The organism is Bradyrhizobium murdochi (genome assembly GCF_000472965.1).
Lineage (GTDB): Bacteria > Pseudomonadota > Alphaproteobacteria > Rhizobiales > Xanthobacteraceae > Bradyrhizobium > Bradyrhizobium murdochi.
Map to the genome: position 1 here is coordinate 183,493 of NZ_AXAU01000004.1, position 24,744 is coordinate 208,236.

At 62.8% G+C, this 24,744-nt stretch carries 21 protein-coding genes and 1 tRNA gene; 9 read left to right on the forward strand and 13 right to left on the reverse strand.

Annotated features, from left to right (window positions below):
* Positions 1 to 85: 85 nt before the first annotated feature.
* Positions 86 to 1,807 carry a SulP family inorganic anion transporter gene (locus tag YUO_RS0113510; RefSeq protein ID WP_028347746.1) on the forward strand — a complete coding sequence of 574 codons (1,722 nt, stop codon included), beginning with the start codon at positions 86 to 88 and terminating at the stop codon, positions 1,805 to 1,807.
* Between the two features lie 138 nt (positions 1,808 to 1,945).
* On the opposite strand, the gene YUO_RS0113515 is transcribed toward YUO_RS0113510, so the two are convergent.
* Both YUO_RS0113515 and YUO_RS0113520 read right to left on the reverse strand, forming a co-directional pair.
* The gene (locus tag YUO_RS0113515) at positions 1,946 to 2,431 is read right to left on the reverse strand and encodes an MmcB family DNA repair protein (RefSeq protein WP_028347747.1); all 486 of its coding nucleotides are present in this window, start codon (positions 2,429 to 2,431) and stop codon (positions 1,946 to 1,948) included.
* Positions 2,432 to 2,510: 79 nt separating this feature from the next.
* Positions 2,511 to 3,344: an RMD1 family protein gene (locus YUO_RS0113520; RefSeq protein WP_051379422.1), complete on the reverse strand. Its 834-nt coding sequence runs from the start codon at positions 3,342 to 3,344 to the stop codon at positions 2,511 to 2,513.
* Positions 3,345 to 3,529: 185 nt separating this feature from the next.
* On the opposite strand from YUO_RS0113520, the gene YUO_RS0113525 reads away from it, so the two are divergent.
* Positions 3,530 to 4,210 (forward strand): MBL fold metallo-hydrolase, encoded by a 681-nt coding sequence (locus YUO_RS0113525; protein WP_028347749.1) that lies wholly within the window; start codon positions 3,530 to 3,532, stop codon positions 4,208 to 4,210.
* 34 nt (positions 4,211 to 4,244) lie between these two features.
* On the opposite strand, the gene YUO_RS0113530 is transcribed toward YUO_RS0113525, so the two are convergent.
* Positions 4,245 to 5,456, reverse strand: coding sequence for an extracellular catalytic domain type 1 short-chain-length polyhydroxyalkanoate depolymerase (locus YUO_RS0113530; protein WP_028347750.1), 1,212 nt, complete (start codon positions 5,454 to 5,456; stop codon positions 4,245 to 4,247).
* Between the two features lie 126 nt (positions 5,457 to 5,582).
* A complete protein-coding gene (locus YUO_RS0113535; protein WP_028347751.1) occupies positions 5,583 to 6,989 on the reverse strand; it encodes an MFS transporter in 1,407 nt (468 codons plus the stop codon).
* 253 nt (positions 6,990 to 7,242) lie between these two features.
* Here YUO_RS0113535 and YUO_RS0113540 point away from each other — a divergent pair, with 253 nt between their 5' ends.
* The gene (locus tag YUO_RS0113540) at positions 7,243 to 8,484 is read left to right on the forward strand and encodes an LLM class flavin-dependent oxidoreductase (protein ID WP_028347752.1); all 1,242 of its coding nucleotides are present in this window, start codon (positions 7,243 to 7,245) and stop codon (positions 8,482 to 8,484) included.
* A 220-nt stretch (positions 8,485 to 8,704) separates the two neighbouring features.
* A complete protein-coding gene (locus YUO_RS0113545; protein WP_028347753.1) occupies positions 8,705 to 10,081 on the forward strand; it encodes a cytochrome P450 in 1,377 nt (458 codons plus the stop codon).
* 135 nt (positions 10,082 to 10,216) lie between these two features.
* Here the strand turns inward: YUO_RS0113545 and YUO_RS0113550 are convergent, their stop codons facing one another.
* Together YUO_RS0113550 and YUO_RS0113555 are read right to left on the reverse strand one after the other, a co-directional pair.
* Positions 10,217 to 10,714 (reverse strand): cupin domain-containing protein, encoded by a 498-nt coding sequence (locus YUO_RS0113550; protein WP_028347754.1) that lies wholly within the window; start codon positions 10,712 to 10,714, stop codon positions 10,217 to 10,219.
* A gap of 39 nt (positions 10,715 to 10,753) precedes the next feature.
* Positions 10,754 to 11,590 carry an SDR family NAD(P)-dependent oxidoreductase gene (locus YUO_RS0113555; protein ID WP_028347755.1) on the reverse strand — a complete coding sequence of 279 codons (837 nt, stop codon included), beginning with the start codon at positions 11,588 to 11,590 and terminating at the stop codon, positions 10,754 to 10,756.
* Positions 11,591 to 11,784: 194 nt separating this feature from the next.
* Between YUO_RS0113555 and YUO_RS0113565 the strand changes: the two genes are divergently transcribed.
* The 3 genes from YUO_RS0113565 (at position 11,785) to YUO_RS40655 (ending at position 17,901) form a co-directional block, all read left to right on the forward strand.
* Positions 11,785 to 12,747, forward strand: a complete 963-nt coding sequence (locus YUO_RS0113565) for a sensor histidine kinase (protein WP_028347757.1) — start codon at positions 11,785 to 11,787, stop codon at positions 12,745 to 12,747.
* A 162-nt stretch (positions 12,748 to 12,909) separates the two neighbouring features.
* Complete coding sequence (locus YUO_RS0113570) at positions 12,910 to 14,685, forward strand: putative bifunctional diguanylate cyclase/phosphodiesterase (protein ID WP_028347758.1); 1,776 nt, start codon at positions 12,910 to 12,912, stop codon at positions 14,683 to 14,685.
* Positions 14,686 to 14,793: 108 nt separating this feature from the next.
* On the forward strand, positions 14,794 to 17,901 hold the full coding sequence (locus YUO_RS40655) for a bifunctional diguanylate cyclase/phosphodiesterase (protein ID WP_083754580.1): 3,108 nt from the start codon (positions 14,794 to 14,796) through the stop codon (positions 17,899 to 17,901).
* On the opposite strand, the gene YUO_RS40660 is transcribed toward YUO_RS40655, so the two are convergent.
* Together YUO_RS40660 and YUO_RS0113585 are read right to left on the reverse strand one after the other, a co-directional pair.
* Complete coding sequence (locus YUO_RS40660) at positions 17,817 to 19,712, reverse strand: patatin-like phospholipase family protein (RefSeq protein ID WP_235782706.1); 1,896 nt, start codon at positions 19,710 to 19,712, stop codon at positions 17,817 to 17,819. The two genes, YUO_RS40655 and YUO_RS40660, sit on opposite strands and share 85 nt — an antisense overlap.
* A gap of 198 nt (positions 19,713 to 19,910) precedes the next feature.
* A complete protein-coding gene (locus YUO_RS0113585; protein ID WP_028347759.1) occupies positions 19,911 to 20,990 on the reverse strand; it encodes an LLM class flavin-dependent oxidoreductase in 1,080 nt (359 codons plus the stop codon).
* Between the two features lie 144 nt (positions 20,991 to 21,134).
* Here YUO_RS0113585 and YUO_RS0113590 point away from each other — a divergent pair, with 144 nt between their 5' ends.
* A complete protein-coding gene (locus tag YUO_RS0113590) occupies positions 21,135 to 21,542 on the forward strand; it encodes a YccF domain-containing protein (protein WP_028347760.1) in 408 nt (135 codons plus the stop codon).
* Between the two features lie 121 nt (positions 21,543 to 21,663).
* Here YUO_RS0113590 and YUO_RS40665 read toward each other — a convergent pair whose 3' ends face one another.
* Complete coding sequence (locus YUO_RS40665) at positions 21,664 to 22,140, reverse strand: universal stress protein (RefSeq protein WP_035726720.1); 477 nt, start codon at positions 22,138 to 22,140, stop codon at positions 21,664 to 21,666.
* Between the two features lie 170 nt (positions 22,141 to 22,310).
* On the opposite strand from YUO_RS40665, the gene YUO_RS0113600 reads away from it, so the two are divergent.
* Positions 22,311 to 22,387, forward strand: a tRNA-Arg gene (locus YUO_RS0113600).
* An 82-nt stretch (positions 22,388 to 22,469) separates the two neighbouring features.
* On the opposite strand, the gene YUO_RS0113605 is transcribed toward YUO_RS0113600, so the two are convergent.
* From YUO_RS0113605 to YUO_RS0113620, 4 genes are all read right to left on the reverse strand, one after another.
* Complete coding sequence (locus YUO_RS0113605; RefSeq protein ID WP_028347761.1) at positions 22,470 to 22,910, reverse strand: GFA family protein; 441 nt, start codon at positions 22,908 to 22,910, stop codon at positions 22,470 to 22,472.
* Between the two features lie 19 nt (positions 22,911 to 22,929).
* Positions 22,930 to 23,325, reverse strand: coding sequence for a VOC family protein (locus tag YUO_RS0113610; protein ID WP_028347762.1), 396 nt, complete (start codon positions 23,323 to 23,325; stop codon positions 22,930 to 22,932).
* An 85-nt stretch (positions 23,326 to 23,410) separates the two neighbouring features.
* Positions 23,411 to 24,415 (reverse strand): NADP-dependent oxidoreductase, encoded by a 1,005-nt coding sequence (locus YUO_RS0113615; protein WP_035726721.1) that lies wholly within the window; start codon positions 24,413 to 24,415, stop codon positions 23,411 to 23,413.
* Positions 24,412 to 24,660: a tautomerase family protein gene (locus YUO_RS0113620; RefSeq protein WP_028347764.1), complete on the reverse strand. Its 249-nt coding sequence runs from the start codon at positions 24,658 to 24,660 to the stop codon at positions 24,412 to 24,414. Before YUO_RS0113620 ends, YUO_RS0113615 begins: the two co-directional genes overlap by 4 nt.
* Between the last annotated feature and the right edge of the window lie 84 nt (positions 24,661 to 24,744).

Genomic DNA, 24,744 nt, shown 5'->3' on the forward strand with positions numbered 1-24,744 from the left:
AACAATATGGATAGATGGTGGGCACGGCGCGAACGCGCCTTTGTCCACCCTACAGCACCTTCGTCAAAACTCGCCGTGACCGGCAATGAAGCATTGGATGCGCTGGCTGCCAGGTCTCGACACCCTCCTTCGATATGAAGCGGGGTGGCTGAGGCACGATATCCTCGCCGGGCTCGCGCTGTCGGCCATGCTGATCCCGGTTGGCATTGCCTACGCGGAGGCGTCGGGCTTGCCCGGCATCTACGGTCTGTACGCAACCATCATTCCGCTCTTTGCCTACGCATTGTTCGGCCCAAGCCGCATCCTCGTGCTGGGACCGGACTCAGCTCTTGTAGCTATCATCCTTGGCGTTGTCGCTCCGTTGTCTGGCGGGGATCCGGTCCGCGCGGCAACCTTGGCCGGCATGATGGCCATCGTTTCCGGGGCGGTACTCATTCTGGCAGGCATCGCGCGCCTGGGCTTTGTGACCGAGCTGCTCTCCAAGCCGATACGCTACGGCTACATGAACGGAATTGCATTGACCGCATTGATCAGCCAGCTACCAAAGCTGTTCGGCTTCTCGATCGAGAGCGAAGGATCCTTGCGGAGCTTGTGGGCGATCGCCGGTGCCTTCCTTGAAGGAAAGACCAACTGGGTGGCCTTCGGGATCGGGCTCGGCACGTTGACGGTTATCCTGCTGCTCCAGAAATACAAGCGGCTGCCGGGCATTCTGATTGCAGTCGTCGGGGCAACCGCCGCTGTCGCTGCGCTTGACCTTACGACGCGTTACGGCGTGGCGGTTCTGGGTCCCCTTGCGCAGGGTCTGCCAGGTTTCGCCGTTCCCTGGATCGGTCCCGGCGATATAGTCCCGGTGCTGATCGGCGGTTGCGCGATCGCCATGGTATCTTTTGCAGATACCAGCGTGCTTTCGCGGGCCTATGCCACACGATTGGGCGTTCATGTCGATCCCAACCAGGAGATGGTGGCGCTCGGCGCCGCCAATCTGGCAACCGGTCTTTTTCAAGGTTTTCCGATCAGCAGCAGCAGTTCGCGTACGCCTGTTGCAGAAGCCGCCGGCGCCCACACTCAACTGACCTGCGTCGTTGGCGCGCTTGCCATCGCTTTCCTTCTGCTGGCGGCACCCAATCTCCTTCAGTATTTGCCTAACGCTGCGTTGGCCGCTGTCGTCATCGCCGCTGCGATCAGCTTGATTGAGGTCACCGATCTCAAACGGATCTTCCGCATTCAGCCGTGGGAGTTCTGGCTATCGATCGTCTGCTTTGCCGGCGTTGTCGCGCTCGGAGTGATTCCGGGAATAGGTCTGGCAATCGCTATCGCCATTGCCGAATTTCTATGGGACGCCTGGCGCCCGCACTCCGCTGTATTGGGGCGTGCCGACGGCGTCAAAGGTTATCACGACATCACGAGATATACGGATGCACGCCAGATCCCGGGGCTGGTTCTGTTTCGCTGGGATGCGCCTCTGTTCTTCGCCAACGCTGAATTTTTCAAGGAGCGCGCTCTGGACGCGGTTGCGAAGTCCCCGACGCCCGTCCGTTGGCTGGTCGTTGCGGCGGAGCCGGTCACCAGCGTTGACGTCACCGCCGGCGATACGCTCGCCGTATTGGACGAGACGTTGCACGCACAGGGTATCGAGCTTTGTTTTGCCGAACTCAAGGATCCCGTAAAGGACAAGCTGAAGAAATTCGGACTATTGGCGCAGCTTGGCGAGAATTGCTTTTTCCCAACCGTCGGCGCGGCCGTTTCCGGCTACCTGGAAGTCCATGACGTAGAGTGGGTCGACTGGGAAGACCGAGCCAAACGTTAGGGGGAGATTCCCTCACCTCACGGTGAGGAGCCGCGACAGCGGCGTCTCGAACCATGCAGGCCCGGCTGGTGACCTCATCCTTCGAGACGCGCGTTCCGCGCTCCTCAGGATGAGGGTCGACCACCGAAACTCCCCGAATTAAAACTCCCCATGCCCCTGCGGATCTACCAGCCGGTTGATCCGCTGGGCTGCGGCCATGGCAAAACGCACCGTCATCGATTTGCGCGTTGCGGCCGGCAGGCGATGCTCGGGCGCTTCGCAATGCAGATAGGCGCCATAGGCGTCGGCGATGATCAGGCCGGTATCTTCAGGAAAGATCTCGCACGGCAAATCCTGCGTGAAGGCGAAGAACAGCCGGTCGCAATGCATCCGGTAGTCCTGCCATTTCTGGTCGGCGCGCAGATCTTCCACCGACGACTTGATCTCGACGATCCAGATCTCGCCCTTCTCGTTCAGCGCCACCAGATCGGCACGCCGGCCCGACGGTAACGGCAATTCGCTGACGCACGAAAAGCCCAGCGACCGTAGCAGCCGCGCGGTGCCGCGCGCGATTGCCAGCGCCGTCTCCGACTGACGACGGTCGGGCGGAGGCACGAGGCTGATGTGGCGGGCGGGTGATTCCATGATGCTCGAACCATAGCCGATTTCGGGCTGTTCACATATGGGGTCCCGACTCAGCGCTCGCTTGGCCGGGACGACAAGCTCAGGGGTGCCGGCCCATGGCGAGCTGGTAGATCGTCACCAGAACTTCGAACAGGATCAGGAGCACGATAATCACTTCGAGCCGCAGCGAGCGACGCGTGTCGATGATATCGGTCAACACCTGCGCACTCTCTGCAATTACGGCGAGCTTGTGGTTCAGCGATTCCGCACGCTCATTGAGCTCGTATTCGTCCTCCAGCCGGGCATACAGTCGCTCCAAATGCGGCTTGTCCCAAAGCACGTCGGGTTTCTCCGCCACCTCGACCGGCCCCGAAACCCGATGCCGCACCAGAAGCGCGCTACCGATATTTTTCAGGATCGAGCGACGGCTGCCGCGCATACGCCCGCTCAGCGCCAGCTCCCGCGCGAACGGTTCGGTCGTGTCAAATACGCTGGCAACCTCGCGTTCATGCCGAGCCAGAACAACGCTCTTCGCCAGCGCCTCGCCGATCAGGATCAGCCGCTCGGGCGAAAGGCTTTGCAGACAGATCGGCCCGCCCGGTGGAATCTGGTCCTCCCTTTCCGGGGCCAGCTCGACGATTGCGATTTCCTCGTCACGCCGCGCAAACTTGCCCGTCATGCGCATGTCAAGGCCGCGAAGGAATTCCTCTTCTTCCAGCGCGTTCAGTCCGATCAGGACCACCACGCCATAGCGGAAGAGAATCGCGACGCCATTCTCATTGACGCGAAACGCAAGCGGTGTGGTGGCAAGGACATCGCCGCGCTCAAGGCCCGACGTGTTCAGGCGATCGCTGACAAAGAAGGCGCGAGCCGTGGTGCGAGGCCCGACCAGCGACGATGTAGAAGCCTTATTCGATGCAGAATCCTGGCTCATGGAAATCCCAACTGCCGAACCCCGATGAACTCCGAAACTGGCCGGCGAAGGCGATACAAGACGTCGCACGCCAACCCGTCAAACAACGCGCAACCCTATCACGGAGCCGTGTGGATCACACGCCGGATGCAAGATGATTGCAAACCCCGTGTTGACGACCTTCCGGGGATGAATATGTTCCCTGGATGGAAAACAGAACCGATACCCAGGCCGAGAACCAAGCGAAGGCCGGCGCGATGATCGTGCCGGTGACGCTGTTCGAGCAGAACTGCACCATCATCTGGCACGAGCCTTCCAAGAAGGCCGTGGTGATCGATCCCGGCGGGGACGTTCCCAAAATTCTGGAGGCGATCAAGCAGACCGGCGTCACGGTTGAGAAGATCTGGCTGACGCACGGCCATATCGATCATGTCGGCGGCGCCGCCGATTTGCGTGACGCGCTGCAGGTCAAGATCGAGGGTCCCCATATCGCCGACAAATTCCTGCTCGACAACGTCGTGTCGAGCGGCGAGCGCTTCGGCATCACCGGGGTGCGCAATTTCGCGCCCGACCGCTGGCTCGACGAAGGCGATTCTGTCTCGATCGGCGAGCTTGCCTTCGACATCCTGCACTGCCCCGGCCACTCACCCGGCAGCGTCGTGTTCTTCAACAAGGAATTGCGCTTCGCCCATGTCGGCGACGTGCTGTTCAACGGATCGATCGGGCGCACCGACCTGCCCGGCGGCGGCCACGCCACGCTGATCAATTCGATCAAGGAAAAGCTGTTGCCGCTCGGCGACGACGTCGGCTTCATCTGCGGCCATGGCGCCGGCTCCAGCCTCGGCCAGGAGCGGCTGACCAATCCGTTCCTTACCGACGAGATGTGAGCTGAAATTGTCCGGCTGAAGCTGTGATGTCCGGCTACTTCATCAGGCCTGCGGCCGTCAGCGCGCGGGTGATGACGCTGCCGACATCGATGCCGCGACGCTTCGGTTCGCGCGGCGCCGGCTTGTGTTCGCGAACCGGCTTGTGGGTCCTCGACCAGAGTCCGGCGGCGATATCGGACGACTGCAGGGACTCCGTAGCAGCCGACGGAACGATCTTCGGCGCCTGCGCCGGCCTGGCCGCTTCGCTGGCCGGACTGACGCGCTCGGTCAGGCCGAAAAAATTTGCGATGTGATACGACGAGGAAATTCCCGCCTCGATCAGGAATGCGCCTTCCGCGCCGTAGCGCTCGTCATTGCCGGCGAGTCCCAGCGGCGTACCGTGGGCCATATCGGTGATGGTATAGGACTCTACGACGGTCTCGCCGTCTTCATTCCACCAGACTTCGCGCGGATGGCCGTCGACGTCTCCCGTCGACATCGGCGCCGCCGGCAGGCTGTGGACGTCGAGCCACTGCTTGACGATCTCATTGGCGTTGCCCGGGTTGACGGTGCGATCGGCGCTGCCGTGCCACACCGACACTTTCGGCCATGGTCCCCTGTGCTTGGAGGCCTTGCGCACGAGATCGCCGAGCTTGCCGGCGGGACGTGACGTCGATTGCATCATGCCGCCGAGCGCTTCGCGGACATTGCTGGCGATACCGTAGGGCAGACCGGCGATGATGGCACCGCCCGCAAACACGTCCGGATAGGTCGCCAGCATCACCGAGGTCATCGCGCCGCCGGCGGAAAGCCCCGTGATGAAGATGCGGCGCGAATCGAGTTTGTGATCAGCGACCATCCGCGCGACCATCTGACGGATCGAAGCGGCCTCGCCGCGGCCGCGCGCGATGTCGCCCGGATTGAACCAGTTGAAGCAGCTGTTGGCGTTGTTCGACGCCTGCTGCTCGGGCATCAGCAACGCAAACCCGTAGCGTTTGGCGAGCGTCGACCAGCCGGTGCCGAAATCGTAACCGGCCGCGGTCTGGCCGCAGCCATGCAGCACGACGACAAGGGCGCGCGGGGACAGCAATGGCTCCGGCACGAACCCGAACATTTTGAGCGCGCCTGGATTGGTGCCGAATCCGCTGATTTCGGCGAGCGGACTGCCGGCCCCGGGCAACGTGCTTCGGCCATAGATTCCCAAGCCATTGAAGCCGTTCAGCTTCGGCAAATGGCGCAGGAATTCGACGTTCTTGGCGAGAGACAATTGCAGCTCCTGGGGCGAGTCGTTCCTATGAACGCTACCCAGAACAGATAGTTGCTGCACTGCAAACTAAAAAGACCGTGCACTATCATTGCCCACAATCAAATTTTGGCAACTGACGTTAATTTGTCATCCCGTGATCCGACGCATCCATGACAGGAATGCGGCGCAGGCGATGATCGACAACGCAAACAGCGCGCACGCGACGAGCAGCGCCGGCCGCGCCGAGTAGGCGGATTCGATCGCGAAGAAGGCCGCGCCGATTGCGGCCACGCCGGCCGCGTTGGCGATTTGCGCCGTCGTGCCGTACATGCCGGAGCCCGCACCGGCGCTTGCCGGCTTCACGGTCGACAGCACGGCGCTCGACAACGGCGCCATCACGAGTCCCTGGCCATAACCGAAAATCGTCAGCATCAGCGCAAGGCCGATCGCGGACGGCGCCTCGATCCATTCGACCGCTGCCGCCAGGGCCGCAAGGCCTGCAATCTGCACCGCGCAGCCCTCGATCAATACCAGCGTGCCGCGATGTTTGGCCCGTATTCCACTATGCCGCGAGGCGATCACGAAGGTCAGCGCCAGCGGCAGGAAGACGAGGCCAGCCTGCAGCGGGGGAATGTGCAGTCCCTTCTGCATGTAAATTGTCATGACGAGATAGAACGACAGGTTGGCGAAGAAGAAAAAGAACACCGCCGCCAGTCCGCGCATGAACACGGCATCCGACAGCAACGAGAGATCGATCAGCGGCATGCCGCCGCGGCGGGCGACCGCACGCTCCAGCCACAGGAAGGCGGCGATGATGGCAAGACCCACCGCCATCGCCAGCCAGACCGATAGCGACCAGTGCAGGTCATGGCCGAACAGCAGCGGACCGATCAGGCACAAGAGCCCGAGAAACAAAACGATGGCGCCTGAAATATCGAGCCGCGTCCCGGCCCGGCGCGGCGCCATCGGCATGATCCTGAAAGCCGCAGCCATGATGACAGCGCCAAAGGGCACGTTGACGAAGAACACTGCGCGCCAGCCGACGCCCGCGAGATCGAGCGTCACCAGAACGCCGCCGAGCAGAAAGCCGGCGGCACCGGCCAGCCCGAGCACGATGCCGTAGATTGCGAAGGCGCGGGCGCGCGAGGCGTCCGCGAACAAGAGGTGAATGGTGGCGAGCACCTGCGGCACCATCAATGCCGCGGTCGCGCCCTGCGCCAAGCGCGCAGCGATCAGTTCGGAACCGGATTGCGCCAGCGCGCACCACAGCGAGGTAATTGTGAAGCCCGCGACGCCTGCGATGAACACGTTGCGCGTGCCGTAGATATCACCGAGCCTTCCGCCGGTGATGACGAGGGTGGCATAGGCGATCAGGTATATCGCGATGACCGCCTCGATCTGCGCCGCGCTCGCATGCAGCTCGGCCGCAATGGTCGGGATCGCGACATTGACGATGAAGGCATCGACCCCGAACATGAACTGTGCCGCAACGACGGTCGCGAGCACGAGCCAGCGGCGCGAAGTATCGACGGGATTGGAGACGATCTGATGCATGAGAACGGGCCTTGTCCGGGAGTCCTTGTGCCGATGATCTCAAGCCCTGATCATTCCGGCGATTACCTGGCGGGTAACGTTCCTCAAATTCAGCCGGGAAGGCGCGTGTAATTCCGGGCGGCGGCAAGTCAGCCAACGACGCGCGACAACCATGCGCTGCCGGCGGGCTGACGAGGTTGCCTTGCTACGGCCCACCCCGTAGGTTTGCTGCCAAGCAATTCCAAAAGAACAATAGATCCGGAGAGAACCACCCATGGCACGCCTGAAATTCGGAGCCTTTCTCGCCCCGCATCATCCGATCGGCGAGCATCCGTTGCTGCAATTCCGCCGCGACCTCGACTTTGTCGAGCAGATCGACACGCTCGGCTTCGACGAATTCTGGTGCGGCGAGCACCATTCCTCGGGCTGGGAAATGATCGCCTCGCCGGAAATGTTTCTGGCCGCTGCCGGCGAGCGCACCAAGCGCATCAAGCTCGGCACCGGCGTGATCTCGCTGCCCTATCACCACCCTTACAATGTCGCGCAGCGCATGGTGCAGCTCGACTGGATGACCGGTGGCCGCGCCATTTTCGGCTCCGGTCCGGGCGCGCTGGCCTCCGACGCACACACGCTCGGCATCGATCCGATGACGCAGCGCGACCGCCAGGACGAGGCGATCGCGATCATCCGCCGCCTGTTCAGGGGCGAGCGCGTCACCGCCAAGAGCGACTGGTTCACCATGCAGGACGCGGCGCTGCAATTGCTGCCGCTGCAGGAAGACATGCCGTTCGTGGTGGCGTCCATGATCTCGCCGTCGGGCATGACGCTCGCGGGCAAATATGGCATCGGCATCATCTCGCTCGGCTCGATGTCGACGAAGGGCCTGATGTCGCTCGCGCAGCAATGGGAGTTCGCCGAGGATGCGGCGAAGAAGGCCGGCACCAGTGTGAGCCGCGCCAACTGGCGCGTGCTGCTCTCCTGGCACGTCGCCGAGACGCGCGAGCAGGCGCGGCGCGAAGCGCGTGAGGGGCTGATGCGCTGGCACAATGAATATAATGTCGGCACCTTGATGCGGCCGGGCGTCACTGCATTCAAATCGCCCGACGAGGCCGTCGATCAGACCGCTTTCGTCGACGGCGCGGCTTCCGCCATTGGAACGCCCGACGACCTCGTCAACCTGATCAAGAACGTGATGAAACTGTCGGGCGGCGTCGGCAGCATCATCGGCTTCGCGCATGACTGGGCGAATATCGAAGCCACGCGCCGCAGCTGGGACATGGTGGCACGCTACGTAGTGCCGGAAATCAACGGCTACATCGACAGCCTGCGCAAGTCACAGAAGTTCGTGATCGAGAACCGCGCCGTGTTCGAGCGGGCGGGCGAAGCCGTGATGGCGAAGATCCTGGGCAACGAGAAGGCCGCCGCTGCACTCGCGGAGACCGGACCCGGCCGCGTCCCGATCGCCACGGCGAACGCGCCCGATTTGCAGAAGGAAGCGGCGAAGCGGAAGGCGTAATCGGCTTTGTGGGGGCGACGAGATCTGTCTCCCGTCATTGCGAGCGTAGCGAAGCAATCCATAGCGCCACAAGCGGGGACATGGATTGCTTCGCTTCGCTCGCAATGACGGGTTGGCAGCTTTGCCCTATTGCCATACCGGGAGACAATTTAAGGCCGCGACAAAGCCGCCAACACGGGCGATAATACTCGCAATCCGAGGCTCAACCGGAGCAATTGCCATGTCGATGCAGAGTGTGGCTTCCCCCGTCAATATCCCGGTGCCGCCGAACCCCAAGGCGTTGCGGCACATTCCCGGTAACGAAGGGTGGCCGTTCATCGGCAACACGCTGGCGGTGCTGGCCGACCCCAAGGGACAGATTGAGAAGTCGGCCGCCAAATACGGTCTGATCTACCGCACCCATCTGTTCGGCGAGACCAGCGTGACGATGCTCGGGCCCGAGGCCAACGAGCTCGTGCTGTTCGATCAGGCGCGCCTGTTCTCCTCCACCCATGGCTGGGGACCGATCCTCGGCCTGTTGTTTCCGCGCGGGCTGATGCTGCTGGATTTTGAAGAGCACCGCCTGCACCGCCGCGCGCTTTCGGTCGCGTTCAAGTCGGGGCCGATGAAGTCCTATCTCGTCGATCTCGACCGCGGCATTGCCGCGCGGATCAAGCAGTGGAAGGCGCAGCCGGGCGAGATGCTGGTGTATCCGGCGATGAAGCAGCTCACGCTCGACCTGGCGGCAACGTCGTTCCTCGGCGCCGATATCGGGCCTGAGGTCGACGAGATCACCCGCGCCTTCATCGACATGGTGGCCGCTGCGGTAGCGCCGATCCGGCGGCCGCTGCCGTTCACGCAGATGGGCCGCGGCGTTGCGGGCCGCAAGCGGATCGTTGCTTACTTCTCCGAGCAAATTCCGATCCGCCGCGCGCGGGGCGGCGGCGATGACCTGTTCTCGCAGCTATGCCAGGCGACACACGAAAACGGCGCGCTGCTGTCGACCCAGGACATCATCGACCACATGAGCTTTCTGATGATGGCGGCGCATGACACGCTGACATCGTCGCTGACCTCCTTTGTCGGCGAGCTTGCCGCCCATCCCGAATGGCAGCAGCAGTTGCGCGAGGAAGTCAAAGGCCTCGGCATCGAGGCCAACGATCCCTCCAGCATCGACAATCTCGAAAAGATGCCGCTATCGGAAATGGCGTTCAAGGAGGCGCTGCGGCTGAAGCCGCCGGTGCCGTCGATGCCGCGCCGCGCGGTGCGCGGCTTTTCGTTTAAGGGGTACGACATTCCCACCGGCACGCTGGTCGGCGTCAACCCGCTGTTCACGCACCATATGCGGGAGATATGGCCCGAGCCGGACAAGTTCGATCCGATGCGTTTCTCCGACGAGGCCCAGCGCACCCGCCACCGCTTCGCCTGGGTGCCGTTCGGCGGCGGCGCGCATATGTGCCTCGGCCTGCACTTCGCCTACATGCAGGCGAAGACCTTTGCGCGGCATTTCCTGCAGAATCTCGAAGTGTCGCTGGAGCCCGGCTACAAGGCGGACTGGCAGATGTGGCCAATCCCGAAACCGCGGGACGGGCTGCGCGTGGTGGTGAAGGCGGTGTGAACTCAGACCGTAAGGTGGGCAAAGCGCAGCGTGCCCACCATCGAACACTCCGCTCGTGGTGGTGGGCACGCGGAGCCTGTCATCGGGCGCGCATTTGCGCGACCCGTTGGCTTTGCCCACCCTACAATCTGCGATTCACTTCACCAGCGTCGTGAGCTGCGCGCCTTCATCGGCCACGAATACCGCGATCAACTCCGCCGGCTCCGTAGTGCTGGCATTGGCAGAGACCAGATGGGTTGAGCCGGGCGGCTCGAAGAACGACTGACCTACCCCAAACGTCTCGATCGGGCCGCCGGCAAGCTGCGAGCGGATCTCGCCCTTGGTGACGTAGGCGGTGACGGAGCCGGCATGCTGGTGCGCGGGCGTAAAGCCGCCCGGGCCGTAGAACACGCGCACGATGGTGACGCGCTTGCCCGGCACGTTCGGCAGTGCATGCGAGCTGATCGGCTCGACGACATCCTGCGTCGAACCGGTCACGCTGTTGGCGCAGAGCGGCTCGATGATCGCCGACACCGCGTCCATGGTCGACGGCAGCGTCTTGCCGATGACGAAGGCACAGGCGAGCCCGGCAATGATGGCGAGATAGAACGGGCGGCCTTCCGATGGCGGCGATAGCCGGAATGTTGCAGACATTTGCGTCTCCCCTTGCAATTTGTAGCCGTGACCCGACCCCTAACCCTGATCGAACGCCTTCCTAAGCGCAACGTAACCCTGCTGCTGCTGGCTCCAGTTGCGGCCGCCGGTCATGGCGCCGTCGACCACCAGATCGTGGCCGTTGATGAAGGAGGATTCGTCGCTGGCCAGAAACACCGCGGCGTGCGCGATATCCTCGGGCAAACCGGCGCGCGGGATCGGCTGCGCGGCCTTGTAGACCTCGCGCATCACGGCCGAGGTCTTTTCGGCAGCTTCCACCGACAGGCCGAGCGCTTTACCGAAAATGCCGGTCGCGATCGCGCCGGGCGAAATCGAATTGACGCGGATGTTGGCCTCGCCAAGCTCCATTGCCACGCATTTGGTGAGATGAATGACGGCAGCCTTCGCCGCGCTATAGACCATCGACGACGAAAAGCCGGCGAGGCGGCCGGCGATGCTGCCGTTGTTGATGATGCTGCCGGAGCCTTGCTTGCGCATGTATGGTGCCGCATGCTTCATGCCGAGCATCACGCTGCGCACCAGCGTCGCCATCGCGGCATCAAACCGCTCGACCTCAAGGCCTTCGATACCGCCGGTCTGCGCCGGGCCGCCGGCATTATTGAACAGGCAATCGATGCGGCCGAAATTTTCCACCGCAAGCCCGATCAGCGCGCTCATCTGCTCTTCCACCGTGACGTCGGTCTGGCGGAAGATGCAGTTGGCGCCGAGCTTCTGAGCCAGCGCCTCGCCCTCCGGCACGCGGCGCCCGGCGATGACGATTTTTGCGCCCTCAGCGACGAATAGCTCCGCGGTGTGCAACCCGATTCCGCTGGTCGCGCCGGTGATCACCGCAATCTTGCCGTCCAGCCGTCCCATGTTGTTACCCCCGTCGAAATTCGTTGACGTTGACGCCAATATTCCCGCCTCTCGCGGACAAGGCAAGCAAGCTTGTTCCATCGGGATCACCCGGCGCTCGGCTGGCCTTGCTGCCTTCATCGCCACGAAATCCCCGATTTTCGGTATGATCGGCCATATTTTGGATGCGCTGATCACGTGAAGTGACAACCCCGATGAAGAAATTGATCGACGAGCTCAGGCATGGCTGGCAGGGGATCTCCCAGCCCTCCCTGCTTTCCAGCACGGTGTTCGCGGCCGGCTGTCTTGCCTTGTCGACGATCGCCCGGTGGGGCATTGCCCAGCTTCGTCCGGACGTATTCTTCACGCCTTATTTTCCAGCCGTGTTCCTGGCGGCGGCCGTCGGCGGCGCCCGGATCGGGATCGCGACGGCAATCGCGGGAGGCGCGCTCGGCGTCCTCGTCAATTTCAGCAGTGCCACGGCCGATCCCGCTCGGTTTGCGCTGCTAGTGATGTTCTGGGCAGTTTGCGGCTTCGCCATTTGGGGCGTCGACCATTACCGGAGGATCGTCGCGCAACAACGGGAAGATTCGAAACGCCTGGTCCAAGAAGAGGAGTATCGCAAGCTCCTGGTCGAGGAGTTGCAGCATCGGCTCAAGAACAAGACGTCGACGATCCACGCTGTGCTGCACCAGGTCCTGCAGGACCAGCCGCAGATCTGGGGCAGTATCGATCGCCGCCTCCGCGCGTTGTCGGCGACCGACGATCTGATCGCGCGGCTGGACGGCAGCGGCTGCGACATCAAGGATATGCTGCGTTCTGAGCTCGGGCCCTACGGCCATGTCCGGTTCAATTTGAACGGCGATGCGCTGTTTCTGCCGGCCAAACTGGCGGTCAGCCTGGCGCTGGTCTTCCACGAGCTGGCCACCAATGCGGGTAAGTACGGCGCGTTTTCTTCGGCCCGCGGGCTGCTGCAAGTGTCGTGGTCGGTGTCGGACGACCGCCTCAATCTCACTTGGGATGAAACCGAAGGCCCCGTGATCGAAGGCGTCGGCCCGCCGGGCTTCGGCACCAAGCTGTTGCAATCGGCACTGCGCTCGTTCGACGGCAAGACCGAGATCAGCTTCCTGAAGACCGGCGTGCATTGCACGATGCAATGCAAGATCCCGCCGAGCTAGGCGATTGCCGCCGGCACTCGCGAACTCTCTCGCATTGCGTTGACACTCTGTTAATGACGATCGAGCCCGGGGCGGTTCGAAATCGCCGACTCCTACGGTTGTTGCGGCTTTTCGGAAGTGCGCTTAACCAATACTACAACCGACTTTGCCAAGCTCCGCGGCATGCAAAGTCCCTACAAGAACGACTTTCAGGCGGCGGCTACGCAGGCCGTCAACGAAAGCGCAGTCGAATCCGAGCTGAATATCCTAAAGGATATCTTCAGGCTGCTTCCGACCGGCGTGACGGTTCAGGACGAGAACGGCGAGTTCGTGCTCGTGAATGACGCCGCGGCAGCCGCGTTGCAGATGACCACTGCCGCGCCGGAGGCCTCGCACCTGAACGATCGTCGCGAAACCTGCCTCGAATTGCTGCGTTCCGGCCGCCCGGCGGTGCTGGAAGAATCCATTGCCGCTGGCCAAGCCAAGCAGGTATTCCTGACCTCCCACCGGCCGGTTCGGATCGCCGAGCGCAATCTGCTGATCTCGAGCTCGACCGACATCTCCGAACAGAAGGCGTTCGAGGAACATCTGTTCCGCTCCGCCTATTACGACGAGTTGACCGGGCTGCCGACGCGGCGCGTGATCGAACATCGCGTCAACAGTCTCTTGAAGTACGACAACGGACAGGGCCTTTTCGCGTTGGCCTTTCTCGACGTCGATAATTTCAAGCACATTAACGACTACTACGGACATTCGGTCGGCGACGCGCTGTTGGCGGAGATCGCCAAGCGGGTGGGACTTGATTTGCGCGACTCCGACATTCTGTCGCGGATCAGCGGCGACGAGTTCGTGCTGCTGCTCAACCCGGTCCAGAGCGAGAGCGAGGTCGCCGAATTCATCCGCTTCATCCTGCAGCGGCTGAAGGCGCCGTTCTTCATCGACCAGTCTGAAATCTTCGCCTCGACCTCGATCGGCGTCAGCCTCTACCCCGAGCACGGGCGCAGCTATGAGGAGTTGCGTCAAAACGCCGATATCGCGATGTACCGCGTCAAGAACGGCAGCAAGGGCGCCGCGGCGTTCTTTGACGCCAGCATGGAACGCGAAGCCATGGCGCGGATGAAGGTCGAGCAGGCGCTGCGGGTGGCGATCCTGGAGAAACGCTTCTGCTGCGCTTTCCAGCCCAAGGTCGATATCCGGACCCAGGAGCTCATGGGCGTCGAGGCGCTGGTGCGACTGCGCGACGACGAGGGGGTGATTCAAGCCCCCAGCACCTTCATCAACCTTGCCACCGAACTCGGCCTGATCGACGAACTGACTCACCTTGTGCTGGCCGAGATCGTCAAATCGATCGACCTAATCAACGAAAACTTCGGTCCGGACACCACGATCAGCATGAACGTCGCCGCCAAACAGGCCGGCAACCTCGAATTCATGCGCCCGTTCGCCCAGGCGATCGAAGCCACCGGATTTCCAAAGCGCTTCATGATCGAGGTGACGGAAGACGCCTTCGTGACCAAAACGCATTTCCAGGACGAGATCCTGCCGATCCTCCGCAAGCTCGGCGTCAAGATCTCGATCGACGATTTCGGCATCGGCTATTCGTCGCTGTCGGCGCTGGCCGATATTACCGCCGACGAGATCAAGATCGACCGCTCCTTCATCACCGATATCCATAAGCGTCCGCGCAGCCAGGGCATCTTGCGGGCAATCGAATCCCTGAGCGAAGCGCTCGGCATGACCGTGATCGCCGAAGGCATCGAAACTTTCGAGGAACTGGCCTATCTGCAGGCAGCGACCAAGATCCGCTACGCCCAGGGTTACTACTTCTCAAAGCCGATCTTCCTGGAAGACCTCAAGCTGACGACCACGCGCGCCAGCGAGGCGCGCGCTAGCCAAGCCAGCCGGCCGGCACAGGAAAACCGCCCCGCCTATTCGCGCGCCGGCGGCTATCGCCGTTAGAGCGCGCGATTGCAGCCGAAGGACACTCGATTAAGGCTTAGGTAACCGGATTTCCTAACGGCTTATGACATGCGCGCATCGTATGCATGTTCCCGGGGAGAAGGGAGAATGCGCGACCTGTTTCACCACCTGCGAAGCATGAAGGCGCGGACCGCGGCCGCTGGACGGCACCTTGCCGCAACGATCCGGGGCCCGGTGTTGTGGCTGACCCTTTGCGGCGGCTTGCTGGTCGCGGCGATTTTCGTCGGCACCATCATGATGGCCGGCGAGTTCCGTGAGCGCGCGCTTGTCAACAGCGAGCGCGAGCTGGAGAACACCGTTCTTCTGCTCGCCCGCCATTTCGACCAGCAGTTCGAGGACTCCGACACGCTCGCCGACGACGTGATCTCCCGGCTGCAGATCTCCGGCATCGGCTCGGAGAAGGACTTCCGGCAACGCGTCGCGAGCGCGGAAGCGCACGAGATCTTGAGATCGAAGGCGGGCGTCTTGTCCTATCTCGGTGACATCTCGATCTTCGATTCCAATGGAGACATGATCAACTGGTCGCGGCCGCTGCCAGCGCCCAAGCTCAACATTTCCGAGCGGGCCTATTTCAAGAGCTTCAAGTTCGATTCGCGATCACCCTCCATTCTGGCCGAGTCGGTTCGCAGCTATCTTACGGGCAACCTGAATTCCGTTATCGCCCATCGATTGAAGGGCGACGACGGCATCTTCCTCGGCGTGATGACGCGGCGCATCAACCCCGCCAACTACGAAAAGTTCTTCGCTTCCGTCGCGCTCGGATCCGGCGCCGCCATTTCGATGTTTCATGCCGACGGCACCTTGCTGGCCCGCTATCCGCGTGTCGACGCACTGATCGGTCAGAACTTTTCGAACGCGCCGCTGCTGCAGCGCGTGCGGGAAAGCGGCGGCGCACAGACGCTGCGCGTGCAAAGTCCGATCGACCAGACTGCCAGACTGGGATCTGCGGCTCCGCTCGCGCATTACTCGGGCGTGGTGGTCGCGACCAACACGGTTGCCGCCGCACTCGCCGACTGGCAGGAGCAAACCAGTTTCCTGCTCATCGCGGCAACGCTGTCCGCTGTGGTGATTGCCCTGATCCTGTTCCTGATCATCCGGCAGATCACCCGGCAGAGCCGCGAAGCGCAGCAGCGGCTCGAAACGGAGCGGGGCCGGCTCGATACCGCCCTGAACAACATGATTCAGGGTCTGGCAACGTTCGACGCCTCGGCTCGCCTCGTCACCTTCAACCAGCGCTACATCGACATGCACAATCTGTCGGTAGACGTGGTCAAGCCCGGCTGTCATCTTCGCGACCTGATGCAGCATCGCAAGGATCGCGGCTCGTTCGATGGCGACATAGATGAGTTCTGCGATTCGGTCGTGCAGAACATCGCGCGCGGAGAGGCGAGTCACAGCGTCACCCAATGCGCCGACGGGCGCACATTCCTGACGGTGAGAAAGCCGCTGGTGGATGGCGGCTGGATCGCCACCATGGAAGACATCACCGAGCGGCGCAACCTCGAGCAGGAGCGCGACCGCAACTACGCCTTCCTGAGCCAGATCATCGATCACATCCCCTCCCAAATCACCGTGAAGGACGTGCAAGACCGGCGCTATCTGCTGGTCAACCGCGTGGCGGAAGCCCAGTTCGGCATCTCGCGCGACCTGATCATCGGCAGGACGGCCTCCGACATCTTTCCGCAGGCCGCCGCCGAGATCATCGCGGCCGACGAAGAGAAAACGCTGCAGTCTCCCGACGGCCTATTCAAGGACGAACATGTCTGGGAAACCCAGGGGATGGGCCCGCGCTACGTCACCTCCAAACGGCTCGGAATCCGCAACGCGGCGGGCCAGGCCCGTTACATCATCAACGTCGTCGACGACGTTACCGAGCGCCGGCTTGCCAACGAGAAGATCGCGCATCTGGCGCATTACGACGCGCTGACCGACCTTCCGAACCGGGTGCTGTTCCGCGAGCAGATCGAGCGCGAGCTTCGCAAGGCCGCAGGCGGCGACCGATTCGCATTGCTCTATATCGACATCGACGAATTCAAGGGCATCAACGACTCGCTCGGACACCATGTCGGCGACGAACTCCTGAAGGCGGTCGCAGCCTGCCTCAAGGACTGCATCAAGCCCGGCGATCTGATCGCCCGTCTCGGCGGCGACGAATTCGCTGTGATCCAGACCGCGATCGGCGGCCGCACGGAGGTCGAGGAATTCGTGGCCCGCGTTTACGAGGCAATACGGCAGCCCTATCAGTGCCTCGGCCATCATCTCTCGACTGATGCGAGCATCGGCATCGCGCTCGCGCCGGAGGACGGCATCGAACTCGACCAGTTGATCAAGCACGCCGACCTTGCCATGTACGCCGCCAAGGCCGAGGGACGCCGCACCCATCGCTTCTTCGAGCCAGCGATGGATGCGCGCGCCCAGGCACGGCTCACCATGGAGCAGGATCTGCGACAGGCATTGGCCGACGGCGGCTTCGAAATTCATTACCAGCCGCTGCTCGATCTCGCGAGCGGCGAGGTGACGGGCTGCGAGGCGCTGTTGCGTTGGCGGCATCCCGAACGCGGCATGGTCTCTCCGGCCGAATTCATCCCGATTGCCGAAGACACCGGCCTGATCAACGAGCTCGGCGATTGGGTCATGCAGACCGCCTGCACCGAGGCGGCCGGCTGGCCGTCCCGGGTCAGGCTCGCCGTCAACGTTTCTCCGATCCAGTTGAAGTCGCCGACGCTGGCGCTGCGGATCACCGGCGCGCTGGCTGCCTCCGGCCTGCCGCCCGACCGGCTCGAGATCGAAATCACCGAGGCGGTGCTGATCCATGACGACGAAACCGCGCTCGCCATCCTGCATCAGCTCCGCGCCATCGGCGTGCGCATCGCGCTCGACGATTTCGGCACCGGCTTCTCCTCGCTGAGCTATCTGAAGCGATTCCCGTTCGACAAGATCAAGATCGACCGCTGCTTCGTCAGCGACATCGAGGTCGACGGCTCGGCGGCGATCGTGCAGGCGGTGGTGAACATTGCAGCCGCCCGCAACATGACCACGACGGCGGAAGGCGTCGAGACCGAGCAGCAGCGCGAGCTGCTGCGCCAACTCGGCTGCACCCAGATGCAGGGCTACCTGTTCAGCGCACCGAAGCCGGCGGCCGATGCGAGGCGGTTGCTGGGCGCGCGATTGGAGACCGCTACGGCGGTTGCCTGACGCCGTTCCAGCGCGGCGGCGTCGAGGATGGCTGCAATGGCCGAACTGCCTCCCGCCTCCAGCGCCGCGATGGCCTCCTTGGCCCAGAGGTATGAGGCTTCGAAGATTTCCGTGTGGCGATCGAAATCCGTTACATCGATATCGAGCGGTAGCGGCGGCCGCATCACCGTATCGAACGGCCCGACCGGCAAGGTATCGTAGCGCTGATGCGCCACGAGGCTTCGCCACAGCACGTTCACCGCGCTCGGCGCGGCCGGCAACAACTTCTTGCGGAACGGCGTCAGCATCGCGGCGATCAGTTCCAGCCGTCCCGGCAGCGAGGCATAATCGACGTCGAACATCTCCGCCGCCGGCTCGCCGAAATGCACGACCAGATTGGGGCCGCTCTTGAGCTGGTGCATCGAGGCCAGCGGCACGTTGTCGATCAGACATCCATCGACCAGCATCGCGCCCTCAGCCGTATAGAACGGCGGCAACAGCCCGGGGATCGCGCTCGATGCGCGGACCGCCTGCCAGAGCGGCCCCGTGCGGATCAGTTCGAGATTGTGCGTCGACAAATTGGTGGCGACGGCCGCGAAGGGCCGCCAGCAATCCTCGATCCGGCAGTCACGGCCGTATTGTTGCGCGAGCGCGCGATCGAACGCCTTGTGATCCAACAGCGCATAGCGCGGCCAGGTCGGCCGCCGAAAGCTTCGGCTCCTGACGAAGATTTCATGCGTGCCGTGCTCGAGATGCTCGGCTTCGAGATTTTTGGCAAAGCCGGCGACCATGGCCGAGCCGACGCTGGTGCCGACAAAGATATCGAACATCACGCCGCGTTCGCGAAAGGCCTTGTAGATTCCGACATGCGCGGTTCCAAAACTGCCGCCGCCGGCAGCGACGAAGCCGACGGCGCGGCCGCACAGAAAACGGATCAGGCTGTCGATATCGACCTGGTCTTCGAGCGCGACATGGTGGTGCATGAAGGCCGGCAGCCGGGCGAGCCAGGCCGCGGTGCCAGAGACCTCGCCGCTTCGCCGGTCATGGATGCGGACGAGACGTCGGGCCGAAATCGAATGAACCTCGCAGGCGAACGCCTCGATTTCCGTCAATGGGGCCGCAGGCGCCTCCCCGCGGCAGGCGAACACGACCATGTCGGCCTGACGGATGGCCTTGCGCGCCCAAGGCTGAGCCTCGCGGGCGCCGAGATAGACCACCAGCGGGGCTGTGTGTTCGAGCCTGTTGAGCCATTCGGTGACTTCATGCGCATCGAGGGCGCGCCCGGGAAACATCGCCTGCAGGCGGGTGGCATCGACGATCTCGGCATGGGTCGCAGCCAGCCCCTCGCGCATCCGGCGATCGAAGGTTTCCGGCAGCGGCTCCAATCCGCCGTCGATCAGCGCCACCGTTCGCGCTTTCGGCGAAGTGGGGAACGGCGCGATGCGCGCGGTCTCCTTGGCGAACCGCCGCGCCAACGCCGCGAGCAGCGCCTCGACGATGGCGGGAGCCTCCTCGACGAGCTTCTGATAGGCCGGACGCGTCAACGCCAGCACGCTGGTGTCGCGGATGGCGATCACATCGGCGGTGCGCGGGACATCGGCGAAGAAGCCGATTTCGCCGACCAGTTCGCCGGCGCGAAGCTCGGCAATCGGTTCGAGATAGCCGGTCTTGCGCACCGCCAGCGCGCCGTGCAGCACCAGGAAGAGCGAGTCCGACGGCCCGCCTTGCGCGACCAGCATTTGCCCGCGCACCAGATCCTGGCGAACCATGGCGTTGAGGGCCTTTAGCCGCTGTTCGGAACTAAGCGTTCGAAACAGCGCGAATTCCTCCAACGCGGAGCTCCACGCAAGTACCGAGCTCGATCCACTCATTTGGCGGTACCCAGTTGAATTCGCGGCCCGACTTTAGCGCCGCCCACACATCACCGCGAGCGATATAAAGAGTGTGCCTCGGCGCGGCGCAGCAATGCGCCCGGCGTCATCTGGCATTCGGCTGCACTGCAGCATGACGGCCGGCATCCGCCGTCCGCGCTACGCCGCCCACCGGCCGCGATTGTTCTCGGCGAGAATGGGCCGGATCAGCCGGCCAAAACGCTCGGCCTCCTCGTCATGCAGATAGCCGGACAGGCAGAACGAGTGGCAGCCGGCGTCGATGAATTGCTGCACCGTGTCGGCGCACTGGACCGGATTGCCGACGACGGCAATGCCGGCGCCGGGGCGGACTTTTGTGATGCCGGTCCACAGATGCGGCAGCAGGAGATCGCCATGCTCGCGGGCGAGCTGCTGTACGCGCTGGTTCGCTTCCGATTTGTTGTAAAGCGTTTTCATTTCCTGCTTCTGCCGCTCGGTCGCATGCCGCACCAGTTGATCGGCGGCCTCCCAGGCGTCCGCCTCGTTCTCGCGGCAGATCACTTGAAGGCGCATGCCGAAGCCGATGTCGTTCTCGCGGCCATGCGCGCGCGCCATCTCCCTGATCTCGGCGATATTCGAGGCGATCTGTTCCGGCAGATCGCCCCAGAACAGATGCACGTCGGAATGTTTGGCCGACAATTCCCAGGCCTGGCGCGAGCCGCCGCCGAGATAGAATTTTGGAAACGGCTGCTGGCGCGGGCGCGGGCGGATGTGCGCGCCAGACAGTTTGTGAAACTTGCCTTCGAAATTCACCGGCCCGCGCGTCGTCCACAGAGCCTTCAGGATCGAGACTTCCTCTTCCATCAATTCGTAGCGCGCTTCCTTCGGATAACGGACGCCCTCGCCCTCGACCTCGCTTTCGTTCTGGCCGGCGATCAGATTGATGCAGATCCGGCCGCCCGACATTTGGTCGAAGGTCGAGATCATCTTCGCCAGCAGCACCGGATTGATATAGCCGGGGCGCGCCGCGATCAGCGGCTTGATCGACGACGAACGCGCCGCCATGAACGCACCCGTGATCCAGGCTTCCCAGCACACGGAACCGACCGGGATCAGGAGATACTCGAAGCCAGCCTTCTCCGCCGCCTGCACCACGCGGTCGCACAGTTCAGGAGACCCCGGAATCTGCGCTTCCATCAGGCCATAGGCCGTGGTGTCGCCATGCGTGGGCAGATACCAGCCGAATTCGAGCGGACGCATGAACGCTTCTCCGTTGACGTGCTCTTTGGCGCGCTTGTGGCTTGATCGTCGGGGGAATCAGTCTAGCGTCTGCTGGGCCTGGGGCAATTGGGTTCGCCCGCAGCGCAGTTTCGCCCGCATTGCGTCAACACAGGGATGACAGCCATGTCACCGGTTTCACTACTCCTCAACGTGATCTGGGTCGTGCTCGGCGGCGCGTGGATGGCGTTCGGCTGGCTGATCGCGTCCGTCATCATGGCGATCACGATCATCGGCATTCCCTGGGCGCGGGCCGCATTCAATATCGCAGCCTACACCTTGTTCCCGTTCGGCTTCACCGCGGTCTCGCGCGATGCCTATACGGGCCAAGAAGATATCGGCACCGGGCCGCTCGGGGTGATCGGCAATCTCATCTGGCTGGTGCTGGCAGGATGGTGGCTGGCGCTCGGGCATGTGGTGACCGCCATCGTGCTGGCTGTGACCATTATCGGCATTCCCTTTGCCTGGGCACACCTGAAACTTGCCGGCATCGCGCTGTGGCCGATCGGCAAGATCATCGTTCCCGCAAGCTAGAACCTTTTCGGTTCTGATTGCATCAGAACCGGGCTCTAGATTCTTATTTGGACGCGTTTTCTTGACGCGAACCGGTGCCCACTTCGCTCGAAAACGCTTTTAGGTCCGGATCAGCCTCGAGCTATCGCGAGGCCACCGCTTCCTCCGGCTTCAGCCGTTCGAACTCGGCGTCGCTGATCTCGGTCTGGGCTACCAGCACGCTGCAGCGCAGACGTTTGACCAGATAGCTGCCGATCGAGCCGAACCAGCGCGCCAATGCCCCTTGCGGGCGGTGGCCGACGACGACGAGATGCGCGCCGATTTCCTCGGCGACCTCGGCAATTTTCTGCCCGGCATCGCCAACCTCGAGCCGCGCGGTCGGCGAAAATCCCAGCGCCTTCAGCCGCTCGGTGCCTTCGTTCAGGATGGCCTTGTAATCCTCAGTCTGCAGCTCGATCGGGATCGTAAGCCCGGCCTCGGGCGTCATGATCGAGGAGACCTCGACGACGGCGAGCAAAAACACCTCGGAATGGCAGAGTTGTGCGAGCTTTGCGCCCTCCCGCAACGCGCGCCGCCCCTCGACCGAACCGTCATAGGCGAGAAGAACCTTCTTATACATCGGACGTCCCCATCCATGGTAGAAGATCAACGCGTCAAGACTACCACCAATTGGCCGGAACGGATCGGAATTTTGATAGGAAACGCGGCCGGCGTCGTGCCACCTTCGTCTCAGCACCCCGGAGGGGCCGGTTGCCCCTGCCCGGCCAATCGGCTAAATGAAGCCCTGTTGCACCCGTAGCTCAGCTGGATAGAGCGTTGCCCTCCGAAGGCAAAGGTCACACGTTCGAATCGTGTCGGGTGCGCCAATCAGGCACAGTGGTTTGATTTCAGGCCAAACGCCTGAGCGCACCCCGCATCTCCTGCGCCAACTCCTTGCCATTGACCAGGTCAGCCGTCCGCGAGGACAGCTCCAGGGCCGCCTTCGGGCATCAAGTCGAAGACAGGTTTGCTCCTGTCGAGCGGGGCCCAAGCTGGAGCTCGGCTGGCGTAGACGGTTATCTGCGGCTCCACCTGATCGGGATCGTCCAGGCTGGACACGCGGATGAATGTCATGCCCGGGATGCCCGTGTTCCGTGAGAAGATGGCGCATCCGCATGTAGGGCAGAAGGCGCGGATAACGATGTTGCCGCTGTCCGCCGCGCGTTCAAACGCCTTGGTTTCTCCGGCTAGGCTAAAAGCAGAATCGGGAATGGCCGCATGCGTGCCGTGGCTCGTGCCGCTGGCCTTACGACAGTCGGTGCAATAGCAATTTCCGACCATCATCGGCTCGGCCTGCGCGGAATATCGTACCGCGCCGCAGAGGCAGCCGCCCGCGAGATTCTTTGTCATACTCGATCTCCTCTCATGCTCAGGTGATGCAATTGAGCATCCACTGGACGCCGAACTTATCCGTGAATTTTCCGTAGTAGCTGCCCCAAGGCTGAATACCGAGCGGGGTTGTGATCTGGCCACCCGCGGACAGCCGTTGAAACAGGCCTGTCATTTTTGCCCGATCGTCCATCGTGATGATATGTGCCGATCCGCGCATGGGTTCGGCGTCATCGTTGTCCGAGGCATAGAAGAGCACTCCCGGCCCCTCGAATTGTGCAAGCATTACCTTGCCGCGCATCTCTTCATTGGCGACCGGCATGCCGCGATCGCCATAGCGAACGATACGATTGACGCGCCCCAAGCCGCATTCCGTGTAGAAGGCAAGCGCCTGTTCGCACGTCGTCGTAAAGAACAAGAAGTTGGAGAGTTGCATGGTGGCTCCGATCAGAGGAGGGAGGATTACTGGCCAGGTGCTGGCGCGCTAGATCAGGAGGTGCGACCGGTCGATCCGCCTGACATCAGCTTAGCCTCACGAGCTGCTTGCCGAGATTCGCACCCTTCAGAACATTAATCAGTGCCGTTGGCGCGGCGTCGAGGCCCTCCGCTATTGTTTCGCGATAGACGAGCCGACGCTCGGCGACGAGCCGCACCAGTTCAGCGCGCGCAGCAGGCCACAGATCGCGGTGATCGGATATGATGAAGCCCTGCATCACGAGGCGCGCTGTGAGAAGCATGCTGGTGTCCGCGAGCGGAAGTGGCGTCGTGTCGTAACCGCCAGAAATCTGTCCGCAGACGGCGACGCGGGCGAATGTGTTGAGCCGCCGCATGACAGCATCAAGAACTGCACCGCCTACATTGTCGAAGTAGCCGTCGATGCCGTCGGCCGCCGCGGCCGCAAGCTGGATATCGAGATTGCCCGCCTTGTGGTCGATGCAGGCATCGAGGCCGAGATCGTCCACCACATGACGGCACTTCTCGGGGCCACCTGCGATGCCTATGACGCGGCACCCCGCCTGCTTGCTCAACTGCCCAGCCACGCTTCCAACCGCACCGCTTGCCGCAGAAACAACAATCGTTTCGCCGGATTTGGGACGAATGATGTGGCGGATGCCATACCATGCGGTCATGCCGGGCATCCCGGCGACGCCGAGATAGGCCTGGAGCGGGACCGCTGACGTCTCCACTCTCACAAAGCCAGCACCGCTGTCGATTGCATAGAGTTGCCAGCCGCCTAAACCGACAACACGATCTCCCTCCGCAAAGCATGGATGGTTGGAGGCGATGACATCGCCTGCTGTCGTGCCACCCATTACTTGGTCGAGCGGCTGCGGCGGCGCATAAGAACGCGCTTCGTTCATCCGCACCCGCATATAGGGATCGATGGACAGCCAGCGGTTCTGAACCAGGAATTCACCTGGCTGGAGATCGCGCACGGGTACGGCACGGTGACGGAAATCGTCGGCCGCGATATCGCCAAGCGGACGCCGCGCCAGAGCGATTTGCCGGTTCGTCCGCCCGGTCATTTTCTGCCGCCGTCGGCGTCGAGCGCGCCGAACTTCATGGCGATCATCTCCGGCGTGTAGGTTGCTCCGCCGAGGTACCAGTGCGGCGCCGGCTGCTCCTCGATCCGGACCCATACTCCTTTGCGAAACGCCTGATCGCCGCGTCCTTCGATCTCGACCATGACGTCGGCCACCCGTTCCAGCAGCCGCTTCTTCTGCTCGTTGTCCAAAATCCCTTCAATAGTCTGAACGATTACATGGGGCATCGTTGGCTCCTGCGCTTGTTGACCAAGGCAATCTGACGCCAGGACGTGGCGATTGACAGTGGCGGATAGGACATTGTTCGGGCA